Annotated in this window: 22 protein-coding genes; 15 read left to right on the top strand and 7 right to left on the bottom strand. The window is 69.5% G+C overall.

Features of this window, described 5'->3' with window-relative positions; translation table 11 throughout:
- Positions 1 to 10: 10 nt before the first annotated feature.
- Complete coding sequence (locus tag FFT10_RS02245; RefSeq protein ID WP_137731133.1) at positions 11 to 493, top strand: (2Fe-2S)-binding protein; 483 nt, start codon at positions 11 to 13, stop codon at positions 491 to 493.
- A 31-nt stretch (positions 494 to 524) separates the two neighbouring features.
- Here FFT10_RS02245 and FFT10_RS02240 read toward each other — a convergent pair whose 3' ends face one another.
- Both FFT10_RS02240 and FFT10_RS02235 read right to left on the bottom strand, forming a co-directional pair.
- The gene (locus FFT10_RS02240; RefSeq protein WP_137731132.1) at positions 525 to 1,967 is read right to left on the bottom strand and encodes a polyhydroxyalkanoate depolymerase; all 1,443 of its coding nucleotides are present in this window, start codon (positions 1,965 to 1,967) and stop codon (positions 525 to 527) included.
- 276 nt (positions 1,968 to 2,243) lie between these two features.
- Positions 2,244 to 3,452: an amino acid aminotransferase gene (locus FFT10_RS02235; protein ID WP_137731131.1), complete on the bottom strand. Its 1,209-nt coding sequence runs from the start codon at positions 3,450 to 3,452 to the stop codon at positions 2,244 to 2,246.
- A 201-nt stretch (positions 3,453 to 3,653) separates the two neighbouring features.
- Here FFT10_RS02235 and uvrB point away from each other — a divergent pair, with 201 nt between their 5' ends.
- Complete coding sequence (gene uvrB, locus FFT10_RS02230) at positions 3,654 to 5,783, top strand: excinuclease ABC subunit UvrB (protein ID WP_137731130.1); 2,130 nt, start codon at positions 3,654 to 3,656, stop codon at positions 5,781 to 5,783.
- Positions 5,784 to 5,790: 7 nt separating this feature from the next.
- Here the strand turns inward: uvrB and FFT10_RS02225 are convergent, their stop codons facing one another.
- Entirely contained in the window at positions 5,791 to 7,347 is a 1,557-nt protein-coding gene (locus FFT10_RS02225) for a methyl-accepting chemotaxis protein (RefSeq protein ID WP_137731129.1), read from the bottom strand.
- A gap of 163 nt (positions 7,348 to 7,510) precedes the next feature.
- Here FFT10_RS02225 and FFT10_RS02220 point away from each other — a divergent pair, with 163 nt between their 5' ends.
- The 12 genes from FFT10_RS02220 (at position 7,511) to FFT10_RS02170 (ending at position 19,200) form a co-directional block, all read left to right on the top strand.
- On the top strand, positions 7,511 to 8,029 hold the full coding sequence (locus tag FFT10_RS02220) for a low molecular weight protein-tyrosine-phosphatase (protein WP_137731128.1): 519 nt from the start codon (positions 7,511 to 7,513) through the stop codon (positions 8,027 to 8,029).
- 126 nt (positions 8,030 to 8,155) lie between these two features.
- Positions 8,156 to 8,689, top strand: a complete 534-nt coding sequence (iscR, locus tag FFT10_RS02215) for a Fe-S cluster assembly transcriptional regulator IscR (RefSeq protein ID WP_137731127.1) — start codon at positions 8,156 to 8,158, stop codon at positions 8,687 to 8,689.
- A 28-nt stretch (positions 8,690 to 8,717) separates the two neighbouring features.
- Positions 8,718 to 9,932 carry an IscS subfamily cysteine desulfurase gene (locus FFT10_RS02210; protein WP_137731126.1) on the top strand — a complete coding sequence of 405 codons (1,215 nt, stop codon included), beginning with the start codon at positions 8,718 to 8,720 and terminating at the stop codon, positions 9,930 to 9,932.
- A gap of 19 nt (positions 9,933 to 9,951) precedes the next feature.
- Positions 9,952 to 10,371, top strand: coding sequence for a Fe-S cluster assembly scaffold IscU (gene iscU, locus FFT10_RS02205; protein ID WP_137731125.1), 420 nt, complete (start codon positions 9,952 to 9,954; stop codon positions 10,369 to 10,371).
- Positions 10,372 to 10,376: 5 nt separating this feature from the next.
- Complete coding sequence (iscA, locus tag FFT10_RS02200) at positions 10,377 to 10,700, top strand: iron-sulfur cluster assembly protein IscA (RefSeq protein WP_137731124.1); 324 nt, start codon at positions 10,377 to 10,379, stop codon at positions 10,698 to 10,700.
- Positions 10,701 to 10,781: 81 nt separating this feature from the next.
- Positions 10,782 to 11,264: a GNAT family N-acetyltransferase gene (locus FFT10_RS02195; RefSeq protein ID WP_137731123.1), complete on the top strand. Its 483-nt coding sequence runs from the start codon at positions 10,782 to 10,784 to the stop codon at positions 11,262 to 11,264.
- A 19-nt stretch (positions 11,265 to 11,283) separates the two neighbouring features.
- A complete protein-coding gene (gene hscB / locus FFT10_RS02190; protein ID WP_137731475.1) occupies positions 11,284 to 11,802 on the top strand; it encodes a Fe-S protein assembly co-chaperone HscB in 519 nt (172 codons plus the stop codon).
- Positions 11,803 to 11,849: 47 nt separating this feature from the next.
- Positions 11,850 to 13,706: a Fe-S protein assembly chaperone HscA gene (gene hscA, locus FFT10_RS02185; protein ID WP_137731122.1), complete on the top strand. Its 1,857-nt coding sequence runs from the start codon at positions 11,850 to 11,852 to the stop codon at positions 13,704 to 13,706.
- 22 nt (positions 13,707 to 13,728) lie between these two features.
- On the top strand, positions 13,729 to 14,067 hold the full coding sequence (gene fdx, locus FFT10_RS02180; protein ID WP_137731121.1) for an ISC system 2Fe-2S type ferredoxin: 339 nt from the start codon (positions 13,729 to 13,731) through the stop codon (positions 14,065 to 14,067).
- 281 nt (positions 14,068 to 14,348) lie between these two features.
- Positions 14,349 to 17,951, top strand: a complete 3,603-nt coding sequence (locus FFT10_RS02175) for an alpha-1,6-glucosidase domain-containing protein (RefSeq protein ID WP_137731120.1) — start codon at positions 14,349 to 14,351, stop codon at positions 17,949 to 17,951.
- An 11-nt stretch (positions 17,952 to 17,962) separates the two neighbouring features.
- Positions 17,963 to 18,568: a PEP-CTERM sorting domain-containing protein gene (locus tag FFT10_RS27760; protein ID WP_162520675.1), complete on the top strand. Its 606-nt coding sequence runs from the start codon at positions 17,963 to 17,965 to the stop codon at positions 18,566 to 18,568.
- On the top strand, positions 18,565 to 19,200 hold the full coding sequence (locus FFT10_RS02170; RefSeq protein ID WP_162520674.1) for a PEP-CTERM sorting domain-containing protein: 636 nt from the start codon (positions 18,565 to 18,567) through the stop codon (positions 19,198 to 19,200). The genes FFT10_RS27760 and FFT10_RS02170 overlap by 4 nt, the downstream gene beginning before the upstream one ends.
- Here the strand turns inward: FFT10_RS02170 and FFT10_RS02165 are convergent.
- Both FFT10_RS02165 and FFT10_RS02160 read right to left on the bottom strand, forming a co-directional pair.
- Positions 19,132 to 19,614, bottom strand: a complete 483-nt coding sequence (locus tag FFT10_RS02165; protein ID WP_137731118.1) for an SRPBCC family protein — start codon at positions 19,612 to 19,614, stop codon at positions 19,132 to 19,134. The two genes, FFT10_RS02170 and FFT10_RS02165, sit on opposite strands and share 69 nt — an antisense overlap.
- A 77-nt stretch (positions 19,615 to 19,691) precedes the next feature.
- Entirely contained in the window at positions 19,692 to 20,045 is a 354-nt protein-coding gene (locus FFT10_RS02160) for a YciI family protein (protein ID WP_137731117.1), read from the bottom strand.
- A gap of 145 nt (positions 20,046 to 20,190) precedes the next feature.
- Here FFT10_RS02160 and FFT10_RS02155 point away from each other — a divergent pair, with 145 nt between their 5' ends.
- Entirely contained in the window at positions 20,191 to 21,135 is a 945-nt protein-coding gene (locus tag FFT10_RS02155) for a LysR family transcriptional regulator (RefSeq protein ID WP_137731116.1), read from the top strand.
- Positions 21,136 to 21,150: 15 nt separating this feature from the next.
- Here the strand turns inward: FFT10_RS02155 and tolA are convergent, their stop codons facing one another.
- On the bottom strand, positions 21,151 to 22,122 hold the full coding sequence (gene tolA, locus FFT10_RS02150) for a cell envelope integrity protein TolA (RefSeq protein WP_137731115.1): 972 nt from the start codon (positions 22,120 to 22,122) through the stop codon (positions 21,151 to 21,153).
- A complete protein-coding gene (locus tag FFT10_RS02145) occupies positions 22,122 to 22,550 on the bottom strand; it encodes a biopolymer transporter ExbD (protein WP_137731114.1) in 429 nt (142 codons plus the stop codon). The genes tolA and FFT10_RS02145 overlap by 1 nt, the downstream gene beginning before the upstream one ends.
- Between the last annotated feature and the right edge of the window lies 1 nt (position 22,551).

Here is a 22,551-nt window from a genome sequence, read left to right as displayed (position 1 = left end):
GAAACGCCCCATGCCTGCCCAGAATTTCACCGTCAACGGCCAGCCTGTCAGCGTCGACGCGCCGGACGACATGGCCACGTTGTGGGTGCTGCGCGACAAGCTCGGCATCACCGGGCCCAAGTACGGTTGCGGCATCAACGTCTGCAAGGCCTGCACCTGCCACATCAACGGCAAGGCCGCCACGGTCTGCTCGATCCCGGTCGCGTCGGTGCGCGGCCAGTCCATCACCACCATCGAGGGCCTGGCCGACACCGCCGTGGCGGCCGGCCGCGCGGTGGACGGGCTGCACATCGTGCAGAAGGTGTGGCTGGACATGGACGTGGCCCAGTGCGGCTTCTGCCAGCCCGGCCAGATCATGGCGGCGGTGGATCTGCTGCGCCGCACCCGCACGCCGACCGACGCCGACATCGACGCCATCGAGAACGTGTGCCGCTGCGGCACCTACGGCCGGGTGCGCGCGGCCATCAAGGCCGCCGCCGCGCTGATGCCCTGACGCGCAGGGCGGCCTGCGTCGCGGGCCGGACTCAGCCGCGGCGGCTGGTCTTGCGCGCTGCGGCCGGCTTGGCCGGCGCGGTGCGCGCCGCCTTGGGCGCAGCAGCCGGTTCGGCCTGGGCCGCCGTCTTCCTGGCGGGGCGCGGCTTGGTCGCCGTGCGGGCGGTGTCGGCCTGGGGCGCCAGTGCGCTGGCACTGGCCAGTGCCGGGATGACCGGCTCGGGCGTCACCGCCACCGGGTTGTAGCGGCGGATGAAGTCGCGCACCTGCGGGTAGGCCATGTCGCGCCAGCGGCGGCCCGAGAAGATGCCGTAGTGGCCCGCGCCCTGCACGTCATAGTGGAAGCGGCGGTTCTCCGGGATGCCGGTGCACAGATCATGGGCGGCGCGGGTCTGGCCCGAGCCGGAGATGTCGTCGAGCTCGCCCTCCACCGTCAGCAGCGCGCTGCTGGTGATGTCCTGCGGCCGCACCAGCGTGCCCTTGACGTTCCAGGTGCCGTTGACCAGGGCGAATTCCTGGAACACCGTCTTGATGGTCTCCAGGTAATACTCGGCCGGCATGTCGAGCACCGCGTTGTACTCGTCATAGAACTGGCGGTGCTGCTCGGTGGAGTCGTCATCCCCGCGGATCAGGTCGAGGAAGTAGTCGTAGTGCGCGGTCATGTGCCGGTCGGGGTTCATCGCCACGAAGCCGGTGTGCTGCAGGAAGCCCGGGTAGACGCGGCGGCCGGCGCCGGGGAAGTTGCTCGGCACGCGGTAGATCACGTTGTTCTCGAACCACTCGAAGCTCTTGTTCATCGCCAGGTTGTTCACCGCCGTGGGCGACTTGCGGGCGTCGATCGGGCCGCCCATCATCGTCAGCGTGCGGGGCGTGAACTCGCCGTGCGTGGCCAGCAGCGACACGGCCGCCAGCACCGGCACCGTGGGCTGGCAGACCGAGATCACGTTCACCTCGGGGCCGACGAAGCGGATGAACTCCTGCACGTATTCGATGTAGTCGTGCAGGTGGAAGGGGCCGGCTTCCACCGGCACGGTGCGGGCGTCGGTCCAGTCGGTGATCAGCACCTTGTGGTCGCGCAGCAGGGTGCGCACGGTGTCGCGCAGCAGGGTGCTGTGGTGGCCCGACAGCGGCGCCACCACCAGCACCGTGGGCTGGTTCTTCATCACGTCCAGCACCGCGGCGTCGTCGGAGAAGCGCTTGAAGCGCAGCAGCCGGCAAAACGGCTTGGTGATCGGCACCTGCTCCTGCACCGCCACTTCCACGCCATTGACCGGCACCGTGCGGATGCCGAACTCGGGCTTCTCGTATTCCTTGGCCAGGCGGTGCGCCAGGTCGAAGCCGGCCGACACGCGCTGGGCCATCGGCATCTGGCTGAACGGCGACAGCGGATGGTTGTAGAGCTTGGCCGTGGCGCTGGCGAACTCGGAGAACGGCGCCATCAGCGCGCGTTGGGTTTCATACAGCTGGTAAAGCATGGGCGTCTGGGCTCCGTGGGTGGGCGCGGGGTCTGACCGCGTGGGCGATCATGTGGCGTCGGCGCTGAATCGCAGCTGACAATCGGTTGAAATATTGTGCAGTGCAGCAATTATGCGCGCAATGAGGGCATGTTGCATGCACGCCGAGCTGTCAGAGTCCGTGAAAACACGCAATCAGTGGCTGCAAATCATCGGCCTGTCGCTGGAGCGACACGGCGGATGCCACCATGAAAACAGCCCGGCGTGGCCGGGCTGCAGGCTTGGGGCAGGGCGGGCTCAGACCACCTTGGCGATGGCGGCCACCACACCGTCGATGTTGCGGGTGTTCAGCGCGGCCACGCAGATGCGGCCTGAATCCACGCCGTACACGCCGAACTCGCTGCGCAGCCGCTCCATCTGCGCCTTGTTCAGGCCCGAGTAGCTGAACATGCCGCGCTGGCGGGTGATGAAGCTGAAATCCTGCTTGACGCCCGCGGCCACCAGCTTGTCGGCCAGCAGCTGGCGCATCTGCTTGATGCGCACCCGCATGCCGGCCAGTTCGTCTTCCCACTGGGCGCGCAGGGCGGGCGTGTCCAGCACCGTGGCCACCACCTGGGCGCCGTGGGTGGGCGGGTTGCTGTAGTTGGTGCGGATGGTGATCTTCAGCTGCGACAGCACACGCGCCGCCTCGTCCTTGCTGGCGCAGACCACGCTGAGCGCGCCGACCCGCTCGCCGTACAGGCTGAAGCTCTTGGAGAACGAGGTGGCGACGAAGAAGCTCTCCACGCCCGCGGCCAGGAACTGGCGGATCACCGCGCCGTCCTCGGCGATGCCGTCACCGAAGCCCTGGTAGGCCATGTCGAGGAAGGGCACCAGGCCGCGGGCCTTCAGCACCGCGATGACCTCGTCCCACTGGCTGGGGGTGATGTCGTAGCCGGTGGGGTTGTGGCAGCAGGCATGCAGCACCACGATGGTGCCGGCGGCGGCGGCCTGCAGATCGGCCAGCATGCCGGCGAAGTTCAAGCCACGGTTGGCGGCGTCGTAGTAGGCATAGGTCTCGACCGGGAAGCCGGCGTTGGTGAACAGCGCGCGGTGGTTCTCCCAGCTCGGATCGCTGATCAGCACCTTGGCGCCCGGGTTCAGCTTCTTCAGGAAATCGGCGCCCACCTTCAGGCCGCCGGTGCCGCCCAGGGCCTGCACCGTGGCCACGCGGCCGGCCGCCAGCGCGGCCTGGCCGTCGGCAAAGCTGCCGAACACCAGGCCCTGCACCGCCTTGTCGTAGGCGGCGATGCCGTCGATCGGCAGGTAGCCGCGCGGCTTGGCGGCGTCGGTCAGCTGCTGCTCGGCCGCCTTCACGCAGGCCAGCAGCGGCAGTTTGCCGGCGTCGTCGAAGTACACGCCCACGCCCAGGTTCACCTTGGCCGGGTTGGGGTCGGCGTTGAACTGCTCGTTCAGGCCCAGGATGGGGTCACGCGGGGCGAGTTCGACGGCGGAGAAGAGCGACATGAGGTGCAATCCTGAAGGGACGGTGTCAGCAGAAGAGCCCCGGGCGGGGCGGGCGGCGGACGCGGCTGCCAGCTGAAACCGGCCGGCTGCGCTACGCTGTCGGGTTGCTTGCGGCTGTGCCTGTCGGCGGCGCCGCTTGCGTGGAAACCCGCGATTTTAGGGCCAGCCCCCACCGCTGGCCGCATGCTGAAGGATTTGCCGATGACCGACCTCGCCGCCTTGCCCCCGCTGTCGGAACAGCCAGCCGATGACCTGCCCGTGCCGGCGCAGGGCGAGTTCGTCAGCTTCCCCGATTCACCCTTTCAGCTGTTCCAGCCCTATCCGCCGGCCGGCGACCAGCCAGAGGCCATCCGCCTGCTGTGCGAGGGCATCGACGACGGCCTGGCCTACCAGACCCTGCTCGGCGTGACCGGCTCGGGCAAGACCTTCACCATGGCCAACGTCATCGCCCGCATGGGCCGGCCGGCCATCGTGTTTGCGCCCAACAAGACGCTGGCGGCGCAGCTGTATGCCGAGTTCCGCGAGTTCTTCCCGCGCAATGCGGTGGAGTATTTCGTCAGCTACTACGACTACTACCAGCCCGAGGCCTATGTGCCGCAGCGCGACCTGTTCATCGAGAAGGACAGCTCGATCAACGAGCACATCGAGCAGATGCGGCTGTCGGCCACCAAGAGCGTGCTGGAGCGGCGCGACACGGTGATCGTCGCCACGGTCAGCGCCATCTACGGCATCGGCAAGCCCGAGGACTACACCCAGATGCGCTTCATCGTGCGGGTGGGCGACAAGATCGGCCAGCGCGATGTGATCGCCCAGCTGATCCGCATGCAGTACAGCCGCAACGATGTGGATTTCAGCCGCGGCAGCTTCCGGGTGCGCGGCGACACCATCGACATCTTCCCGGCCGAGCACAGCGAGCTGGCGCTGCGGGTGGAGCTGTTCGACGACGAGATCGAGACGCTCAGCCTGCTGGACCCGCTGACCGGCAAGGTGCGGCAGAAGATCCCGCGCTTCGTGATCTACCCCAAGAGCCACTACGTGACCCCGCGCGAGCGGGTGCTGGCGGCGGTGGAGACCATCAAGATCGAGCTGCGCGAACGGGTGGCGCAGTTCGTCAAGGACGGCAAGCTGGTCGAGGCCCAGCGCCTGGAGCAGCGCACCCGCTTCGACGTGGAAATGATGCAGGAGGTGGGTCACTGCAAGGGCATCGAGAACTACAGCCGGCATCTCTCGGGCGCCGCGCCCGGCGAGCCGCCGGCCACCCTGGTGGACTACCTGCCGCCCGACGCGCTGATGTTCCTGGATGAGAGCCATGTGCTGATCGGCCAGCTGGGTGGCATGTACAACGGCGACCGGGCGCGCAAGACCACGCTGGTGGAATATGGCTTCCGCCTGCCCAGTGCGATGGACAACCGGCCGCTGAAGTTCGACGAGTTCGAGCGCAAGATGCGCCAGGCCGTCTTCGTCTCGGCCACGCCCGCCGCCTGGGAGAACGCCCATGCCGGCGCGGTGGTGGAGCAGCTGGTGCGGCCCACCGGCCTGGTCGACCCGATGGTGGAGGTGCGCCCCGCCGGCCACCAGGTGGACGACGTGCTGCAGGAGATCCGCATCCGCGTCGACCTGCATGAGCGGGTGCTGATCACCACGCTGACCAAGCGCATGGCCGAGCAGCTGACCGACTACCTGACCGACAACGGCGTCAAGGTGCGCTACCTGCACAGCGACGTGGACACGGTGGAGCGGGTGGAGATCCTGCGCGACCTGCGGCTGGGCACCTTCGACGTGCTGGTGGGCATCAACCTGCTGCGCGAGGGCCTGGACATCCCCGAGGTGTCGCTGGTCGCCATCCTGGATGCCGACAAGGAAGGCTTCCTGCGGGCCGAGCGCAGCCTGATCCAGACCATCGGCCGGGCGGCGCGCAACCTCAACGGCCGCGCCATCCTCTATGCCGACAAGATGACCGACTCGATGAAGAAGGCCATCGGCGAGACCGAGCGCCGGCGCGAGAAGCAGATCGCCCACAACCTGGCCATGGGCATCACGCCGCGCAGCGTGAAGAAGGAGGTCAAGGAACTGATCGACGGCGTCGTCAGCGCCCAGGACGACAAGAGCAAGGTGCGCGGCCTGGTGGAAGCCGCCGAAGTCGAGGCGATGAGCGAGAAGGACCTGGCCAAGCGCATCAAGCTGCTGGAGAAGCAGATGCTCGAGCATGCCAAGAACCTGGAGTTCGAGAAGGCCGCCCGGGTGCGCGACCAGCTGGCCCTGCTGCGCGAGCAGGCCTTCGGCGCCGCCGGGCACGACAGCAACGTGGTGCCGCTGACCGGCACCCGCTGACGCGACTTCAGCCTGCGGTCCGGAAGATCCGCACCGCCTGGCTCACCACCTCGGCCTGCACATGCAGTGATGACGCGGCGGCCGACAGCTCTTCGACCATCGCCGCGTTCTGCTGGGTGATGCCGTCCAGCTCGGTGATGCCGGCGTTGACCTGCGAGACACCCTTGCTCTGCTCGGCCGCGGCCGTGCTGATCTCGCTGATCAGCGCATGCACCCGGCGCACCACGTCCTGCGTCTGGCGGGTGGTGTCGCCGGTGGCCTCGGCCAGGCGGGTGCCGGCTTCCACCTTGGTCGATGAATCCTCGATCAGCACCTTGATCTCGCGCGCGGCGCTGCTGGTGCGCTGGGCCAGGGCCCGCACCTCGGCCGCCACCACCGCAAAGCCGCGGCCGGCCTCGCCGGCGCGGGCGGCTTCCACCGCGGCGTTCAGCGCCAGGATGTTGGTCTGGAACGAGATGCCGTCGATGGTGCCGATGATCTCGGCAATGCGCTGCGACGACTGTCGGATCTCGCCCATGCGCTGGGCCACGTCATTGGCGGCCTGGCCGCTGCGCGCGGCCACCTCGGCGGCCTCGCCGGCCATCGCGGCGGCGGTGCTGGCGGTGTCGGCCGTCTGGCGGATGGTGCCGGTGATCTGCTCCATCGACGCGGCCGTCTGCTGCAGGTTGCTGGCCTGTGACTCGGTGCGCTGGCCGAGGTCGTGGTTGCCCTTGGCGATCTCGCTGGAGGCCAGGGTGATGCCCTCCACCTCGCGCCGCACGTCACCCACGATGGCCTGCAGGTTGACGTTCAGCTGGGTCATTCCGCGGAACAGCTGGCCCACCTCGTCCTGCCGGTCGGCCTGCAGCACCGCCGACAGGTCGCCGGCCGACATGCGCCGGGCCACGGCCACCGCCTGGCGCAGCGGTGCCAGGGCCAGTTGGCGCAGCCAGACCGACACGCCGGCCCCCACCAGCAGGCTGACCACCACCGCGGCGCCCAGGCCCCACTGCGCCAGCAGCCCGGCCGACAGGCCCACCGCCAGGGTGCCGGCCATCGTGAGGGCGCTCAGCCGGGCGCCGATGCCGGGCCGCAGCAGGCGGCCGACCGCGGCCCCCAGGCCGGCGATGTGGACATCGCCCTGGTGCAGGGTGTGCAGCAGGCGGCCGGCGGTGGCCTCGTCGCGCATGCGGGCGTACAGCGCCTCGGCCGTAGCCACCTCGTCGCGGCCCGGCGCGGTGCGCACCGACATGTAGCCGCAGGTGCGGCCGCCCTCGACCACCGGCGTGACGTTGGCCCGCACCCAGTAGTGGTCGCCGTTCTTGCGGCGGTTCTTCACCAGGGCGGTCCAGGGCTGGCCGGCCTTCAGCGTGTCCCACATGTCGCGGTAGGCCTCGGCCGGCATGTCGGGGTGGCGCACCAGGTTGTGCGGCTGGCCGATCAGCTCGTCGCGCTCGAAGCCGCTCACCTCGACGAAGGCCGGGTTGCAGTAGGTGATGTGGCTCTGCAGGTCGGTCGTCGACACCAGGGTCGTGCCGGGCGGCAGCAGATATTCACGCTGGGTGACAGGGCCGTTGTTGCGCATCTTTCTTGGTTCCTCGAAGTCTCGTCGTCTGGTCGACGTGTCTTCCTGGGATATCGGCGCCGCACCGCGCCTGTGCATGGCCTGGCTGTCGGGTGCGCTGGGCCGTGGTTGTGGGGAGTCCTCTCTGTCCGGGACCGCTCACCGCTGGGCTATCCTGCGTGCCATGCTGTCCCGCTGGTTCCGCCGCCCAGACCCGGCCCGTGTGCGCCTGCTGATGGTCTGCACCGGCAACATCTGCCGCTCGCCCATGGCCGAGGCGGTGCTGCGGGCCAAGCTGCAGCGCAGCGGTCTGGCCAACGCGGTGGCGGTGGACTCGGCCGGCACGCATGGTTTCCACAAGGGCACGCCGGCCGATCCGCGGGCGGTGGCCCAGGCCGCGCGCCGGGGGTACCGGCTCGACGACCTGGTCAGCCGCCCGGTGGTGGCGGCGGATTTCAGCCGCTTCGACCTGCTGCTGGCCATGGACCACGACAACCTGGCCACGCTGCACAAGCGCTGCCCGCCCGACGAGCAGCACCGCCTGCAGTTGCTGCTGGCCCACGCGCCGCAGCTGGGCGCTGACGAAGTGCCCGACCCGTACTACAGCTCGGTGGCCGCCTTCGACCATGCGCTGGATCTGATCGAGCCAGCCTGTGAGGGTCTGCTGACCGAGATTCGACGCCGTTTGTCCACGCCGGCCTGAGCGGCACCCGGCGCGCAATGCCGACCAAAACAGTCGGCTTCCGCTATACTTGAGCACATCAGTCGGGTACCCGCTGGTCCCCCCGGGCCAGCCTGCGTACCACTGGTGACCCTCAGGAGAATCCTCATGCGATTGACCACCAAAGGCCGTTTTGCCGTCACGGCGATGATCGACCTGGCGCTGCGCTCGAACAACGGGCCGGTCGCGCTGGCGGCGATCAGCCAGCGGCAGCAGATTTCGCTGTCCTACCTGGAGCAGCTGTTCGGCAAGCTGCGCCGGCATGAGCTGGTGGAATCCACCCGCGGCCCGGGCGGCGGCTATTCCCTCGGCCGCAAGAGCGACGAGATCACCGTGGCCGACATCATCGTCGCAGTCGACGAACCCATCGACGCCACCGGCTGCGCCGGCAAGGAAAACTGCATGGGCGACGACGCCGGCCGCTGCATGACGCACGACCTGTGGGCCAGCCTGAACCAGAAGATGATCGAGTACCTGGATTCCATCTCGCTGAAGAAGCTGGTGGAAGACCAGCTGGCCAAGGGCGTGTCCATCGAGGAGGCGCCGATCAAGCGCGCCATCTCCACCGTGCCGGTGGTCAAGCCGATCAAGATCACCGCCCCGAATTCCGTCTTCGCCCTCGGCAGCGCGCTGTCGAAGTGAGCCAGCGCCCAATCCTGCTCCCCACACCATGACCCCGCATTTCCCCATCTACCTCGACTACGGCGCCACCACGCCGGTGGACCCGCGTGTCGTCGACGCGATGATTCCCTGGCTGCGCGAGCACTTCGGCAACCCGGCCAGCCGCAGCCATGCCTGGGGCTGGGAGGCCGAGGCCATCGTCGAGAAGAGCCGCGAGCAGGTGGCCGCGCTGGTCAATGCCGACCCGCGCGAGATCGTCTGGACCAGCGGCGCCACCGAGAGCATCAACCTCGCCATCAAGGGCGCGGCGCAGTTCTACAAGGGCCGCGGCAAGCACATCATCACTGTCAAGACCGAGCACAAGGCGGTGCTGGACACGGTGCGCGAGCTGGAGCGCCAGGGCTTCGAGGCCACCTACCTCGATGTCGAGCCCAACGGCCTGCTCGACCTGGACAAGTTCAAGGACGCGCTGCGGCCCGACACCATCCTGGTGTCGGTGATGCTGGTCAACAACGAGATCGGCGTCATCCAGGACATCCCGACCATCGGCAACCTGTGCCGTGAGCGCGGCATCATCTTCCATGTCGACGCCGCCCAGGCCACCGGCAAGGTGGTGATCGACCTGGCCACGCTGCCGGTCGACCTGATGAGCCTGGCTTCGCACAAGACCTACGGGCCCAAGGGCATCGGCGCGCTGTACGTGCGGCGCAAGCCCCGCGTGCGGCTGGAAGCCCAGATGCACGGTGGCGGCCATGAGCGCGGCATGCGCTCGGGCACGCTGCCCACGCACCAGTGCGTCGGCATGGGCACGGCCTTCGACATCGCCCGCCAGGAGATGGCGACCGAGGGCGAACGCATCCGCGCGCTTCACACCAAGCTGGTCAGCGGCCTCACCGACATCGAGCAGGTGTTCATCAACGGCGACATGCAGCACCGCGTGCCGCACAACCTGAACATCTCGTTCAACTATGTCGAGGGTGAGTCGCTGATCATGGGTGTGAAGGGCATCGCGGTGAGCTCCGGCTCGGCCTGCACGTCGGCCAGCCTGGAGCCCAGCTATGTGCTCCGCGCCCTGGGCCGCAGCGACGAGCTGGCCCACAGCAGCCTGCGCATGACCATCGGCCGCTTCACCACCGAGGCCGAGATCGACTACGCCGTCAGCACCCTGAAGGACCGCGTGGCGAAACTGCGCGAGCTGTCACCGCTGTGGGACATGTACCGCGACGGCATCGACATCAGCAGCATCCAGTGGGCTGCACATTAAGACTGTTTGGAGGACTGACATGGCATACAGCGACAAGGTCATCGACCACTACGAGAACCCCCGCAACGTGGGCGGCTTCGACAAGGGCGACGCCGACGTGGGCACCGGCATGGTGGGTGCGCCGGCCTGCGGCGACGTGATGAAGCTGCAGATCAAGGTGAACCCGGCCACCGGCTTGATCGAGGACGCGCGCTTCAAGACCTACGGCTGCGGCTCGGCGATTGCCAGCAGCTCGCTGGTGACCGAGTGGGTCAAGGGCAAGACGCTGGACCAGGCGCTGGAGATCAAGAACACCAACATCGCCGAGGAACTGGCGCTGCCGCCGGTGAAGATCCACTGCTCGATCCTGGCTGAAGACGCCATCAAGGCGGCCGTCAGCGACTACAAGGCCAAGCACGGCGACGTGGCGGCCCAAGCCGGCAGCACGCAGGCCGCCTGAACGCCATGGCTGTCACCCTGTCAGAAGCCGCGGCCCGCCACGTCACGCGCTACATCAGCAAGCGCGGCAAGGGCGTGGGCGTGCGCCTGGGCGTCAAGACCACCGGCTGCTCCGGCCTGGCCTACAAGCTGGAATATGCCGACGATGTGGCCCCCGAAGACCACATCTTCGAGGCCCACGGCATCAAGGTGCTGATCGACCCCAAGAGCCTGCCCTACCTGGACGGCACCGAGCTGGACTTCGTGCGCGAGGGCCTGAACGAAGGCTTCAAGTTCCACAACCCGCGCGAGAAGGACCGTTGCGGCTGCGGAGAATCCTTCCGCGTGTGAGCCTCACCAGCCGGGTCTGGCACCCGGCTTGCAACAAGGCGCGGAGGCTGCATCCCGCGCCTTTGTCCTGTCTGGAATGCCATGCATGCAGAGCTTGTGATCCGCTCCGAGCGGCCTGACCAACCCGAGGTGCTGGCGCTGCTGGACGCGCTGGACACCTACCTGGCCGGCCTGTACGCGCCCGAGGACAACCACATCCTGGGTGTGCAGCAGCTGCTGGCCGAAGACGTGCTGTTCCTGGTGGCACGGCGGGGTGGTGCGGCGGTGGGTTGCGGCGCGGCGCGGCGCATGCCGGCCGAGCCCGACACCGGCGGCATGGCCTACGGCGAGATCAAGCGCATGTTCGTGGCGCCCGCCCAACGTGGCCAGCGCATCGCCGAAGCCATGCTGGCCCAGCTGGAGGCCGGCCTGCGCAGCGACGGCATCCCGCAGGCTTTGCTGGAGACCGGCGGCGACCAGGCCGAGGCCCTGCGGCTGTACCGCCGCGCCGGCTACGCGGTGCGCGGTCCGTTCGGTGGCTACCCCGACAACGGCCTGTCGGTGTTCATGGCCAAGGCCCTGTGAGCGCCCCATGGCCCCGACGATGCAACTCTCCGACGACGACTTCACCCTGTTCGGCCTGCCGCAGCGGCATGCGCTGGACGCCGCCGCGCTGGCCGACCAGTGGCGCGCGCTGCAATCCCAGGTGCACCCCGACCGCTTCGCCAGCGAGGGCGCGGCCGCCCAGCGCCTGGCCATGCAGTGGGCCGTGCGGGTGAACGAGGCCTACCAGCGGCTGAAAGATCCGCTCCGGCGCGGCGCCTACCTGTGTGAGCTGCGCGGCGTGCCGATCAACGCCGAGCACAACACCGCCATGCCCGGCGCCTTCCTGATGCAGCAGATGGCATGGCGCGAGGCGTTGGACGACGCCGCCGATGCCGACGCGGTGGAGGCGCTGGACGACAGCGTGGCCGCGCAGGAGCGCAGAATGCTGGCCCAGCTGACCGAGGCGCTGGACGGGCAGGGCGACACCGCAGCCGCCGCCCAGCAGGTGCGGGCGCTGATGTTCGTGGCCCGCTTCCGCGACGACATGGCCCGCCGGTTGAGTGCACTCGACCGCTGAGCGCGCCGACCCCAATCCCGTTTCCGCCGACCCACAAGACCAACAACATGGCCCTGCTGCAGATTTCCGAACCCGGCCAGACGCCCGACCCGCACGCCCGCCGCATCGCCGTGGGCATCGACCTGGGCACCACCCACAGCCTGGTGGCCGCCGTGCGCCACGGCGTGGCCGAATGCTTGCCCGACGGCGAGGGCCGCGCCATCCTGCCGTCGGTGGTGCGCTACCTGGACGGCAACCGCCGCCAGATCGGCTTCGACGCCCGCGCCACCCAGGCCGACGACCCCGAGAACACCATCGCCAGCGTCAAGCGCTTCATGGGCCGGCGGCTGGCCGATGTGGCCGACGCCGGCCGGCTGCCCTACCGCTTCGTCGACCAGCCGGGCATGGTGGCCATCGACACCCGCGCCGGCATCAAGACGCCGGTGGAGGTGTCGGCCGAGATCCTGGCCACCTTGCGCTACCGTGCCGAGGACACCTTCAACGACGACCTGTTCGGCGTGGTGATCACCGTGCCGGCCTACTTCGACGACGCCCAGCGCCAGGCCACCAAGGACGCCGCCCAGCTGGCCGGCCTGAACGTGCTGCGCCTGATCAACGAGCCCACCGCCGCGGCGGTGGCCTACGGGCTGGACAACGCCAGCGAGGGCCTCTACGCCGTCTACGACCTGGGCGGCGGCACCTTCGACATCAGCCTGCTGCGCCTGCAGAAGGGCGTGTTCGAAGTGGTGGCCACCGGCGGCGACGCCGCCCTGGGTGGTGACGACTTCGACCAGGCCCTGGCCGACTGGGCGCTGGCCCAGGCCGGCCGCAGCGCCGACAGCGCGCATGACAAGCGCGCCGTGCTGGTGGCCGCCCGCGCCGCCAAGGAAGCGCTGACCGATGCCGAGGCCACCGTGCTGCAGGCCGATCTGGCCGGCCAGCCGCTGACGGTGCCGGTGAGCCGCGCGCAGTTCGACGCCATCACCCGGCCGCTGGTCGACCGCACGCTGACGGCCGTGCGCAAGGTGCTGCGCGATGCGAAGCTGAAGCGCGATGACGTGGCCGGCGTGGTGATGGTCGGCGGCTCCACCCGCATGCCGGCGGTGCAGGCCGCGGTGGGTGAACTCTTCGGCCGCCCGCCGCTGACCAACCTGAACCCCGACGAGGTGGTGGCCGTGGGCGCCGCCATCCAGGCCAATGCCCTGGCCGGCAACGCCAAGGATGGTGAGCTGCTGCTGCTGGACGTGATCCCGCTGAGCCTGGGCCTGGAGACCATGGGCGGCCTGGTCGAGCGGGTGATCGAGCGCAACACCACCATCCCGGTGGCCAAGGCGCAGGACTTCACCACCTTCAAGGACGGCCAGACCGCGATGGCCATCCATGTGCTGCAGGGCGAGCGTGAGCTGGTGGCCGACAACCGCAGCCTGGCCCGCTTCGAGCTGCGTGGCATCCCGCCGATGGTGGCGGGTGCGGCGCGCATCCGCGTCACCTTCCAGGTCGATGCCGACGGCCTGCTCAGCGTGGCCGCGCAGGAGCTGGGCTCGGGCGTGCAGGCCTCGGTGGTGGTCAAGCCCAGCTACGGCCTGGCCGACGACCAGATCGCCAACATGCTGAAGGACGGCTTCGCCAGCGCCGAGGCCGACATGGCCGCCCGCTCGCTGCGCGAAAGCCGTGTGGAGGCCGAGCGCTTGACCCTGGCCACCCGCGCCGCGCTGGCCGCTGACGGCGAACTGCTGGACGAGGCCGAACGCCAGGCCATCGAGGCCCTGCTGGCCGACCTGGCCACCACCGCCGCCGGCGACGACCACGCCGCCATCGACACCGCGGTGGAACGCCTGGCCGAAGGCACCGAGGGCTTCGCCGCCGCCCGCATGAACCGCGGCATCCAGCAGGCCCTGACCGGCCGCAAGCTGGCCGACATCTGAATCTGCGACTCCCGCCACCACCATGCCCGTCATCAAGATCCTGCCCCATGCCGAACTCTGCCCCCAGGGTGCGGAGGTGAAGGCGCCCCGCGGTACCTCGATCTGCGAGGCCCTGCTGGACAACGGCATCGCGCTGGAGCATGCCTGCGACATGAGCTGCGCCTGCACCACCTGCCATGTGATCGTGCGCCAGGGCTTCCGCTCGCTCAATGCGATGGAAGAGGGCGAGGAAGACCTGCTCGACCGCGCCTGGGGCCTGGAGCCCGACTCGCGCCTGGGCTGCCAGGCCATCGTCGCCGATGCCGACCTGGTGGTCGAGATCCCGAAGTACACGATCAACCACGCGCGCGAGAACCACTGAGCGCTGCGCCCGCCCGCGGCCGGTGACCCGGCGCGGGATCCCCCGTTTCCCGCATAAAGACGCCGTCCCGGCAGGCTGGCGCGTGCCCGCCGCTGGCGTCCATTCGCCGGTGTTGGGAGTAAAACTACACCATCGATCTGCTGCATCGTCGCATGGAGCCCAACGGTCGTCAGCGCCTCACCCAGCCCTGGCCTAGAGATTGACCCTTGATCGGGATTTCACTGGGTTTCGGTTGTAGTTTTACTTCATTAGCATCCCGCCAAACAACGGGGGCTGAGACGATGGCGACATGGGGACGCTGGCTGGGGTGCCAGGCACGGCGCGCGACCACCGCGCTGGTGCTGGGGTTGTGCGGCTTGATCGCCGCCTGCGGCGGTGGTGGTGGTGACGCCGGTGCACAGGCCCAGGCAGTCGATGGCGGGTTGGCCGCCACCACGGACGTCAGCGTGGCCTTGCTGGCTGGCGTGCCGGCGGGCGCGTCGGCGTTGCCCGACCAGCGCATCGCCGCCGTCGCCACGCCGGCGGCGCCGGCCACCTCGCTGCGGGTGCACTACCGCCGCGCCGATGGCAACCATGCGGGCTGGCAGATCCACACCTGGAACGCGGCGCAGAGCCCGAACTGGAACGCCGGCTGGAACGCCTCGGGCAGTGACGACTTCGGCGTCTACTACGACGTGCCGCTGGCCGCTGGCAGTGGCACGGTGGGCTTCCTCTTCCACCTGGGTGACACCAAGGACAACGGTGGTGCCGACCAGAGCCACGTGCTGCAGTCCGGCGCCAATGAAATCTGGCGTCTGGAAGGCGACAGCACCAACTACACCAGCAACCCGCGCCTGCTGCCGGTGCCCGACATCAAGACGGTGCGGGTCCACTACAAGCGCTTCGACGGTGCCTACAGCGCCTGGGGCCTGCACCTGTGGAACGGCAGCGGCCTGGATGTGGCCGCGCTGCCCGCCGGCCTGCAGATCGACCGCTGGAACCAGCCGGTGCCGCTGAGCGCCATGCCGGGCCACGCGGCCGGCGACGGCGAGGTGGTGTTCGACATCCCGGTGCTGAACCCGCAGGGTGACGTGAGCCGCAGCGCGCTGGAATTCATCATCCACGGCATGCCGCCGCAGGAGAACGACAAGGACGGCCGTGACGCCAACATCCGCGTTCCCTATGCCTCGCTGACGGTGCGCAACCAGGTGGGCCACATCTGGCTGGTCGAGCGCGACACCCAGGTCTACACCGCTGCGCCGGATCTTCGCCAGGTGTCCACCACCGACGCCCGCGCCGTCTGGCTGAACCGCCAGCTGGTCAAGTGGCCGCGGCTGGCCGCCAGCGGCAGCGTGCGCCTGTACCACTCGGCCACCGGGCAGATCCGCCTGGGCCTGGACCAGCCGGTGCAGGGCGCCGACGGCTTCATCACGCTCGACGCCTTCACCGGCAGCGTGCCGGCGGCCGAGGCGCAGCGCTTCAAGTGGGTGGCCAGCGGTGCCGTGTTCCAGGTGCGCCCGGCCGACCTGCCACGCCTGCCGGCGCTGCACCAGCAGCAGCTGGTGCTGGTGCAGGAGGACGCCGCAGGGCGCGTGCAGAACGCGACGACGGCCCAGATCGCCGGCGCGCTGGACGACCTGTACACCGCCGCCGAGGCTGTGCCCGACCTGGGCGCGGTGGTGGCCGGTGGCAGCACCCGCTTCAAGCTGTGGGCGCCCACCGCGCAGGCCGTGTCGGTGGTGCTCACCACGCCGGTCAGCGGTTCCACGCTGCTGACCCGCACCACCACCGAGCCGATGACCCGCGATGCCGCCACCGGTGTCTGGCAGCTCAGCAAGCCCGGCAACCTGCAGGGCGCCAGCTACCGCTACCAGGTGCAGGTGTTCGTTCGCGGCGTCGGCCTGGTGCGCAACCTGGTGACCGACCCGTACTCGCTGGGTCTGACCCAGGGCGGCCAGCAGAGCGTGGTGGTCGACCTGCAATCACCGGCCACCAAGCCACCTGGCTGGGATGGCGCCTCGCCCCCGGCCACCGTGGCCGCCCCGGCCGACCTGAGCATCTACGAACTGCATGTGCGCGACTTCTCGGTCAACGATGCCAGCGTGCCCACCGCCCGCCGTGGCAAGTACCTGGCCTTCACCGAGACCCAGTCCAACGGCATGCGCCATCTGGCCGCGCTGGCCCAGGCGGGCCTGACCGACGTGCACCTGCTGCCGGTCTTCGACATCGCCAGCGTCAGCGAGAAGGGCTGCACCACGCCCGCGCCCAGTGGCACGCCCGACGGCACCAGCCAGCAGGCGACGGTGGCCGCCACCGCCGGCACCGACTGCTTCAACTGGGGCTACGACCCGCACCACTTCACCACGCCCGATGGCAGTTACGCCAGCAGCGTGGCCGACCCGCTGGCCCGCATCGTCGAGTTCCGGCGCATGGTGCAGGCGCTGCATGGCGTGGGCCTGCGGGTGGGCATGGACATGGTCTACAACCACACCACCGCCTCGGGCCAGAACAGCACCTCGGTGCTGGACAAGGTGGTGCCTGGCTACTACCACCGGCTCAACGGCAGCGGCGGCGTCGAGCGCTCCACCTGCTGCGAGAACACTGCCGCCGAGAACCGGATGATGGCCAAGCTGATGATCGACTCGGCCGTCACCTGGACGCGTGACTACCGCATCAGCTCGCTGCGCTTCGACATCATGGGCCACCACCCGCGCGCGGTGATGGAGGCACTCAAGGCCCGCGTCAAGGCCGCCGCCGGCCGCGAGGTGCAGATCGTCGGCGAGGGCTGGAACTTCGGCGAGGTGGCCAACGGCGCGCGCTTCGTCCAGGCCGAGATGCTGTCGCTCAACGGCTCGGGCATCGGCAGCTTCAACCCGCTGATCCGCGACGCGGTGCGCGGCGGCGGCTGCTGCGATTCGGGCAACGCGCTGGTGGCCAACCAGGGCTATGTGAACGGGTTCTTCTACGACCCCAACGGCAGCGCGGCGGGCCAGACGCGCGGCGAACTGATGTGGCAGGCGGACCGCATCAAGGCCTCGCTGGCCGGCTCGATCCGCAGCTTCCAGATGCAGACCAGCTGGGACGCGATGCTGCGGCTGGACCAGATCGACGTGGGCGGCATCCCCGCCGGCTGGGTGCTGGAACCGGGCGAGGTGGTGAACTACGTGGAGAACCACGACAACCTGACCCTGTTCGACAACAACGCCTACCGCCTGCCCACCGGCACCAGCCGCGAGGACCGTGCCCGCGTGCAGATCCTGGCGAACGCCATCAACACCTTCAGCCAGGGGGTGCTGTACTTCCATGCCGGCACCGACACCTTGCGCAGCAAGTCGCTGGACCGCAACAGCTACGACAGCGGCGACTGGTTCAACCGCCTGGACTGGACCCATGCCGACAACAACTTCGGCGTCGGCCTGCCGCCCGCCCGGGACAACGCCGACAACTGGCCGCTGGCGCGCCCGCTGCTGGCCAATCCGCTGATCAAGCCGGGCGCCGCCGAGATCGCCTGGACCCGCGATGCCTTCCGCGACCTGCTGCGCATCCGCCAGAGCAGCACCCTGCTGCGCCTGCGCACGGCCGAGGACATCAAGGCGCGGCTGAGCTTCCTCAACACCGGCTCCGGCCAGGAGCCCACCGTGCTGGTCGGCCGGCTCCACGGCGTGGGCTACCCCGGCGCCAACTTCGACGAGCTGGTCTACCTGATCAACGTCGACAAGACCGACAAGCAGCTCACGCTGCCGGCGCTGGCCGGCCGACCGCTGGAGCTGCACCCGGTGCACACCGCCGCCGGTGCCGCGGACCGCCGCGCCGCGCTGGCTGGCTTCGACCGTGCCACTGGCCGCTTCAGCCTGCCGGCGCGGACTGCCGTGGTGTTTGTGGCGCGCAGCGCGCTGTCCAAGTGAAAGGTTCTGTCATGCAATGTCCCCGTGCCTTCCTGCCCCCAGCCATCCGGTGGCTGGGCACCGGCCTGATCGCCTTGTCCCTGGCCGGCGCGGCGCAGGCCGCCGTGGACGTCCACACCACCGGGATCAGCAGCCACGGTCTGCTCGGCGACGAGGGCAACACCGTGCTGCAGATCGACATCGGCGCGTTCACCCGGCTGAATGCGCTGGATTGGTCGGTGCGGTTGGAGGCCTTCGCGCCCAGCACCCTGGCTGAACTGCAGGTCAGCTTCGGCAACAGCACCGGCCTGGATGTGGTGACCTTGGCGCCGGCCGCAGCCGACGGGTTCAGCGGCATCGGCGACTACACCGGCACGGTGGACCTGCGCGACCTCGGCCTGGCCGCCGGCGCGGATGGCGTGCTGCGCATCGAGTTCAGCGAGGCCTACAAGGACGCAGCCGCCGGCGTGGCAGACGGCCAATGGCTGTCGGGCACGCTGCGCTTCGAGATCAGCCCCGTGCCCGAGCCGGCCACTGCCGGCCTGGCCTTGGGCGGTGTGGCGTTGGTGGCCCTCGCCGCCGTGCGCCGTCGTCAACCCCCATCGCCCCAGCTGCGGGCACCAAGGAGCACGTCATGAAATCACCGACCTCGCTGCTGGCGGGCCTGGCCCTGTGCGGACTGCTCGGCCCCGCCAGTGCCGCCACGGGCACCTGGGCCAGCTTCGTCGGCGTCGATGCCGACGCGGACGGCCCGGATGCCACCCAGTGGTACGACACCTCGGCGTGGGCGACCGATCTGCTGCCGGACTTCGCCAACGCCAACCTGGGCAGCTTCACGCAGGGCAGCAGTGCCTGGCTCACCGGCGCCGACCTGTTCGTCTGGAAGAACAGCGGCGGTGACGTGACCGGCGCACGTGCCTACTGGCGCGTGGACAGCGGTGCCTGGCAGGAACTGACCCTGAACTGGGGCAGCAATGTGCCGCTGACCATTCCAGGCACCGCCAGCACCACCGGCGGCGGCGAAGACCAGAGCTGGCGCCTGGTCGGCGGGCAGGTGAACTTCCTGGCCGGTGCCAGCGCGGGCCAGCACCGCCTGCAGGTCTACTTCAAGGCCCTGACCAACGAAGGCGACCGCTTCAATGGGTCGGCCGACACGCCGTTCTCGGCGGGCTTCAGCGTCAGTGCCGTTCCGGAGCCCGCTTCAACGGCGCTGTGGCTGGCCGGGCTGGTCGCCGTCGGCCTGGGTGCGGCGCGGCGTCGCATGCGCTGAAAGCCGCTCCTCCGCCACCCGCTTGAGCGACTGCAGCGCGTGCGGCTGGGATTGGCGCATGCCTGCGCCGATCAAGCGGCCGAACAGCGGCGCCAGCAGCCCCTCGAACACCACCCGGTGGGTGGCTTTGGTGGCCTGGCCGGCGGGCACCAATTCATGCTCGAAACGCATGCGGCACAGCGGCAGCTTGCACAGCACATGGAAGCCGCGGTTGGGCACCACCTGGTTGAACACCACGGTCGACTTCGGGCCACCGTTGGGCACGATCACGCCGGTGCTGCCGCTGGCGAAGGCGCCGTTGATCGAGGCCGACTTGACGTCTGGATCCCAGTCGGTCCAGTTGGCGACGTCGGCGTAGAGCGCGAAGACGCTGGCTGCAGGGGCGTGGATCAGGATGGTGGATTCGATCTGCATGGCGGGGCTTCTGATCAGCAAGGCTGTGGCGGGTGGTGGAGGCGAGCGGGCGTGAAGGATGTGTGGCCGCAGTCGGCTCAGGCCGCCGCGTAGACGATCTCGCGCACCTCGATCGCACCGAACATCGCGATCGGGCACTTGGCCGCCCAGCCGGTGGCCGCGGCCTCGCCCGGCACGTCGACCACGTAGTAGCCGCCGATCTGGGTGTCACCGGCCAGGGCCGGGCCGCTCCGGGTGCGGATGTGGCCGTTGTCGCCGTACACCTTCTGGGCGGTGTCGGGCATCGCCAGCTGGCCGGCCGCGATCAGCACGCCGGCCTGGGTCAGCTGCTGGTTGAAGGCCATCATGGCCTCCATCATCTGTTGCTCGTCTTCGGCCGAGACAGTGGCAAAGGCGGCGGGCTGGATCTGGCAGAGCAGCAGGAATTTCATGGTTGTGTCCTTCGGGTTGGTGGGCCTTGTCGCTGCAAGGTGAAGCCACTTTAGGAAACCGGAAAGCAACGCACAACGCAGGCAATGGTGAATAGATTCCAAATGCAATCTTTGCAATTGACCGGTGCTGGCCTACCATCCAGCGATGCAGACGCTGCGTGGCATCCTCAATTTCACCCGCACCGCCGAGCTGGGCAGCTTCACCGCCGCCGCGCGCGAGCTGGGCATCTCGGCGGTGGCCGTCAGCCAGAACGTCAGCCGGCTTGAAGAGCGCCTGGGCGTGCGTCTGCTGGCCCGCAGCACCCGGGCGCTGACGGTCACCGCCGAAGGGCAGGCCTTCCTGGAGCAGTGCCGCGAGCCGCTGGCCCAGCTGGATGCGGCCTGCCGCGAAGCCAGCAGCGATGCCCGCGCGGCCAGCGGCCGGGTGCGGGCCAGCGTGGTCTCGCCGCTGGCTTTCCAGTACCTGGTGCCGCTGCTTCCCAAGTTCTACCAGCGGCACCCGCAGATCCAGCTGGACTTGGAGCTGAGCGAGGACTCCACGCCGTTGATCCCCAAGCGCATGGACGTGGGCATCCGGGTGGGCAGCCTGGACGACGCCGCCTTCGTTGCCCGGCCGCTGGGTCCGATCCGCCTGCTGCTGTGCGCGGCGCCCAGCTATCTGCAGGCGCGTGGCGTGCCGCGCAGCATCGAGGCACTGCAGCAGCACGACGCGTTGATGTTGCGCATCACGGGGCGGGAGCACACCCAGCCGCTGGTGCTGCAGCAGCGCAGCGACGGGGCGCGCAATGTGCAGCTGGTGCAGCTTCCCGGGCGTCTGGTCTGCAACGACTTCCGCAGCCTGCAGCAGGCGTGCATCGACGGCCTGGGCGTGGCCCAGCTGCCGCAGCCCATGGCCCTGCCGGCGCTGCAGGCCGGGCAGCTGCAGGTGCTGCTGCATGACCACCAGATCGATGGCTGGCAGCTGTTCATCCACTACCCCAACCGCAGACAGTTGCCGGCACGGGTGCGTGCCTTCGTGGACTTCTGTGTCGAGCACCTGGGCGGCCATGCCGACCTGCTGATGGATGCCGGCAAGTGGCGCGCCCGGTGAGCGGCCGCGCCCGGCTCAGCGTGTCTCGTTCTGGGAGAACACCAGCGTCATCGTGGCCGGGATGCGGCCGTTGTCCAGCGGCAGCTGGCGGGTCTTGTCGATGGCGCGCAGCACGGTCTCGTCCCAGGCCGGGTTGCCGCTGGGCTTGGTGATGCGGCGGCCGACGATGCTGCCGTCGGGCGCGCAGCGCACTTCCACCTCGGTGACCGGGTTGCCGCGTTCCTTGTCGGGCTGCACGATGTTGGGCAGGATGGCCGCCTTGATGCGGCCGCCGTAGCCGGCCGACGGCGCCGCATCGGCCTTGGCGCTGCCGGTGGCGTTGGCTGCGCCGGTGGCGCCCACCTGGCCCATCATGCGCTTGAGGTTCTCCTCGCGCAGCTTGGCGATCTGCTCGGCCTGGGCCTTGGCCTCGGCATCCGCCTTGGCCTTGGCGGCGACCGCCTTCTCGCGTTCCGCCTTGTCGCGTTCCTTCTGCGCGGCCAGGTCCTGCTGGCGTTTGGCCTCGCGCGCCTGCTCGGCCTTGACCTGTTCCGCCCGCTTCGCGTCCTGCTGGCGTTTCGCCTCCTGGGCTTCCTCCAGGCGTTTGGCCTCCAGCCGCTGCTTCAGCCGGCGGGCCTCCTCCTCGTCGCGCAGGCGTTGCTGGGCCTGGGCCTTCTCCAGCGCGATCTCGGCATCGCGGGCGGCCAGGCGCTCGGCGGCGGTGGGACCGGGGGGCGGTGCGGGTGCGGGCGGTGGTGGGGCAGGCGCTGGGGCCGGGGCAGGGGGTGGTGGTGCCACCTCGGCCGGGGCCGGGGCGGCCACTTGCGGCACCGCCGCCCACAGCTCGGCGCTGACCGCCACATCGGCAGTCGGCAGGCGCCAGTTCAGGCCCAGGGCCAGCGCGCCGATCAGGCCGCCGTGGGCCAGCAGGGCGAGGCCGGCGCCCAGGCCCAGGCGGTTGTCCTGCCGCGGCAGCAGGGCGTCGTGGCTGGCGGCCCAAGCGCCCATCAGCCGCCTTGCTTGACAGTGAGGCCCACCCGCTGAACGCCGCTGCGCTGCAGCACATCCATGGCGCGCACCACGGCCTCGTACTTCACCGACTTCTCGGCGGAGATCACCACCGGCACCTTGGCATTGCCGGCCTGCAGGGCCTTCACGTCGCTGGCCAGGCTGCGCAGGCTGGTGGGCTTGGGGTCGGCGCCGTCCAGGCGCAGGCGCAGCTTCTCGTCGCTGCCCACGATCACCTCCACCACGCTGTCGGGCCGCTGGGCGGCCTTACCCACGGTGGGCAGGTCGACGACGCCGACGCTGATCATCGGCGCGGTGACCATGAAGATGATCAGCAGCACCAGCATCACATCGATGAACGGCACCATGTTCATCTCGGCCATCACGCGCCGGCTGCGCCGGCCGCCACGGGAGACGACGCCCGGCATG

The organism is Pseudaquabacterium pictum (assembly GCF_005403045.1).
In the GTDB taxonomy this organism is placed as follows: Bacteria; Pseudomonadota; Gammaproteobacteria; order Burkholderiales; family Burkholderiaceae_C; genus Pseudaquabacterium; species Pseudaquabacterium pictum.
Note: the sequence above shows the minus strand (reverse complement) of the source record. Positions and strands in the feature narration are given on the sequence as shown.

What these genes read in the sequence shown, in the direction of transcription:
- FFT10_RS02245 (WP_137731133.1), top strand. Translation starts at nt 11, where the DNA reads ATGCCTGCCCAGAATTTCACCGTCAACGGCCAGCCTGTCAGCGTCGAC.
- FFT10_RS02240 (WP_137731132.1), bottom strand. Translation starts at nt 1,967, where the DNA reads ATGCTTTACCAGCTGTATGAAACCCAACGCGCGCTGATGGCGCCGTTC.
- FFT10_RS02235 (WP_137731131.1), bottom strand. Translation starts at nt 3,452, where the DNA reads ATGTCGCTCTTCTCCGCCGTCGAACTCGCCCCGCGTGACCCCATCCTG.
- uvrB (WP_137731130.1), top strand. Translation starts at nt 3,654, where the DNA reads ATGACCGACCTCGCCGCCTTGCCCCCGCTGTCGGAACAGCCAGCCGAT.
- FFT10_RS02225 (WP_137731129.1), bottom strand. Translation starts at nt 7,347, where the DNA reads ATGCGCAACAACGGCCCTGTCACCCAGCGTGAATATCTGCTGCCGCCC.
- FFT10_RS02220 (WP_137731128.1), top strand. Translation starts at nt 7,511, where the DNA reads ATGCTGTCCCGCTGGTTCCGCCGCCCAGACCCGGCCCGTGTGCGCCTG.
- iscR (WP_137731127.1), top strand. Translation starts at nt 8,156, where the DNA reads ATGCGATTGACCACCAAAGGCCGTTTTGCCGTCACGGCGATGATCGAC.
- FFT10_RS02210 (WP_137731126.1), top strand. Translation starts at nt 8,718, where the DNA reads ATGACCCCGCATTTCCCCATCTACCTCGACTACGGCGCCACCACGCCG.
- iscU (WP_137731125.1), top strand. Translation starts at nt 9,952, where the DNA reads ATGGCATACAGCGACAAGGTCATCGACCACTACGAGAACCCCCGCAAC.
- iscA (WP_137731124.1), top strand. Translation starts at nt 10,377, where the DNA reads ATGGCTGTCACCCTGTCAGAAGCCGCGGCCCGCCACGTCACGCGCTAC.
- FFT10_RS02195 (WP_137731123.1), top strand. Translation starts at nt 10,782, where the DNA reads ATGCATGCAGAGCTTGTGATCCGCTCCGAGCGGCCTGACCAACCCGAG.
- hscB (WP_137731475.1), top strand. Translation starts at nt 11,284, where the DNA reads ATGCAACTCTCCGACGACGACTTCACCCTGTTCGGCCTGCCGCAGCGG.
- hscA (WP_137731122.1), top strand. Translation starts at nt 11,850, where the DNA reads ATGGCCCTGCTGCAGATTTCCGAACCCGGCCAGACGCCCGACCCGCAC.
- fdx (WP_137731121.1), top strand. Translation starts at nt 13,729, where the DNA reads ATGCCCGTCATCAAGATCCTGCCCCATGCCGAACTCTGCCCCCAGGGT.
- FFT10_RS02175 (WP_137731120.1), top strand. Translation starts at nt 14,349, where the DNA reads ATGGCGACATGGGGACGCTGGCTGGGGTGCCAGGCACGGCGCGCGACC.
- FFT10_RS27760 (WP_162520675.1), top strand. Translation starts at nt 17,963, where the DNA reads ATGCAATGTCCCCGTGCCTTCCTGCCCCCAGCCATCCGGTGGCTGGGC.
- FFT10_RS02170 (WP_162520674.1), top strand. Translation starts at nt 18,565, where the DNA reads ATGAAATCACCGACCTCGCTGCTGGCGGGCCTGGCCCTGTGCGGACTG.
- FFT10_RS02165 (WP_137731118.1), bottom strand. Translation starts at nt 19,614, where the DNA reads ATGCAGATCGAATCCACCATCCTGATCCACGCCCCTGCAGCCAGCGTC.
- FFT10_RS02160 (WP_137731117.1), bottom strand. Translation starts at nt 20,045, where the DNA reads ATGAAATTCCTGCTGCTCTGCCAGATCCAGCCCGCCGCCTTTGCCACT.
- FFT10_RS02155 (WP_137731116.1), top strand. Translation starts at nt 20,191, where the DNA reads ATGCAGACGCTGCGTGGCATCCTCAATTTCACCCGCACCGCCGAGCTG.
- tolA (WP_137731115.1), bottom strand. Translation starts at nt 22,122, where the DNA reads ATGGGCGCTTGGGCCGCCAGCCACGACGCCCTGCTGCCGCGGCAGGAC.
- FFT10_RS02145 (WP_137731114.1), bottom strand. Translation starts at nt 22,550, where the DNA reads ATGCCGGGCGTCGTCTCCCGTGGCGGCCGGCGCAGCCGGCGCGTGATG.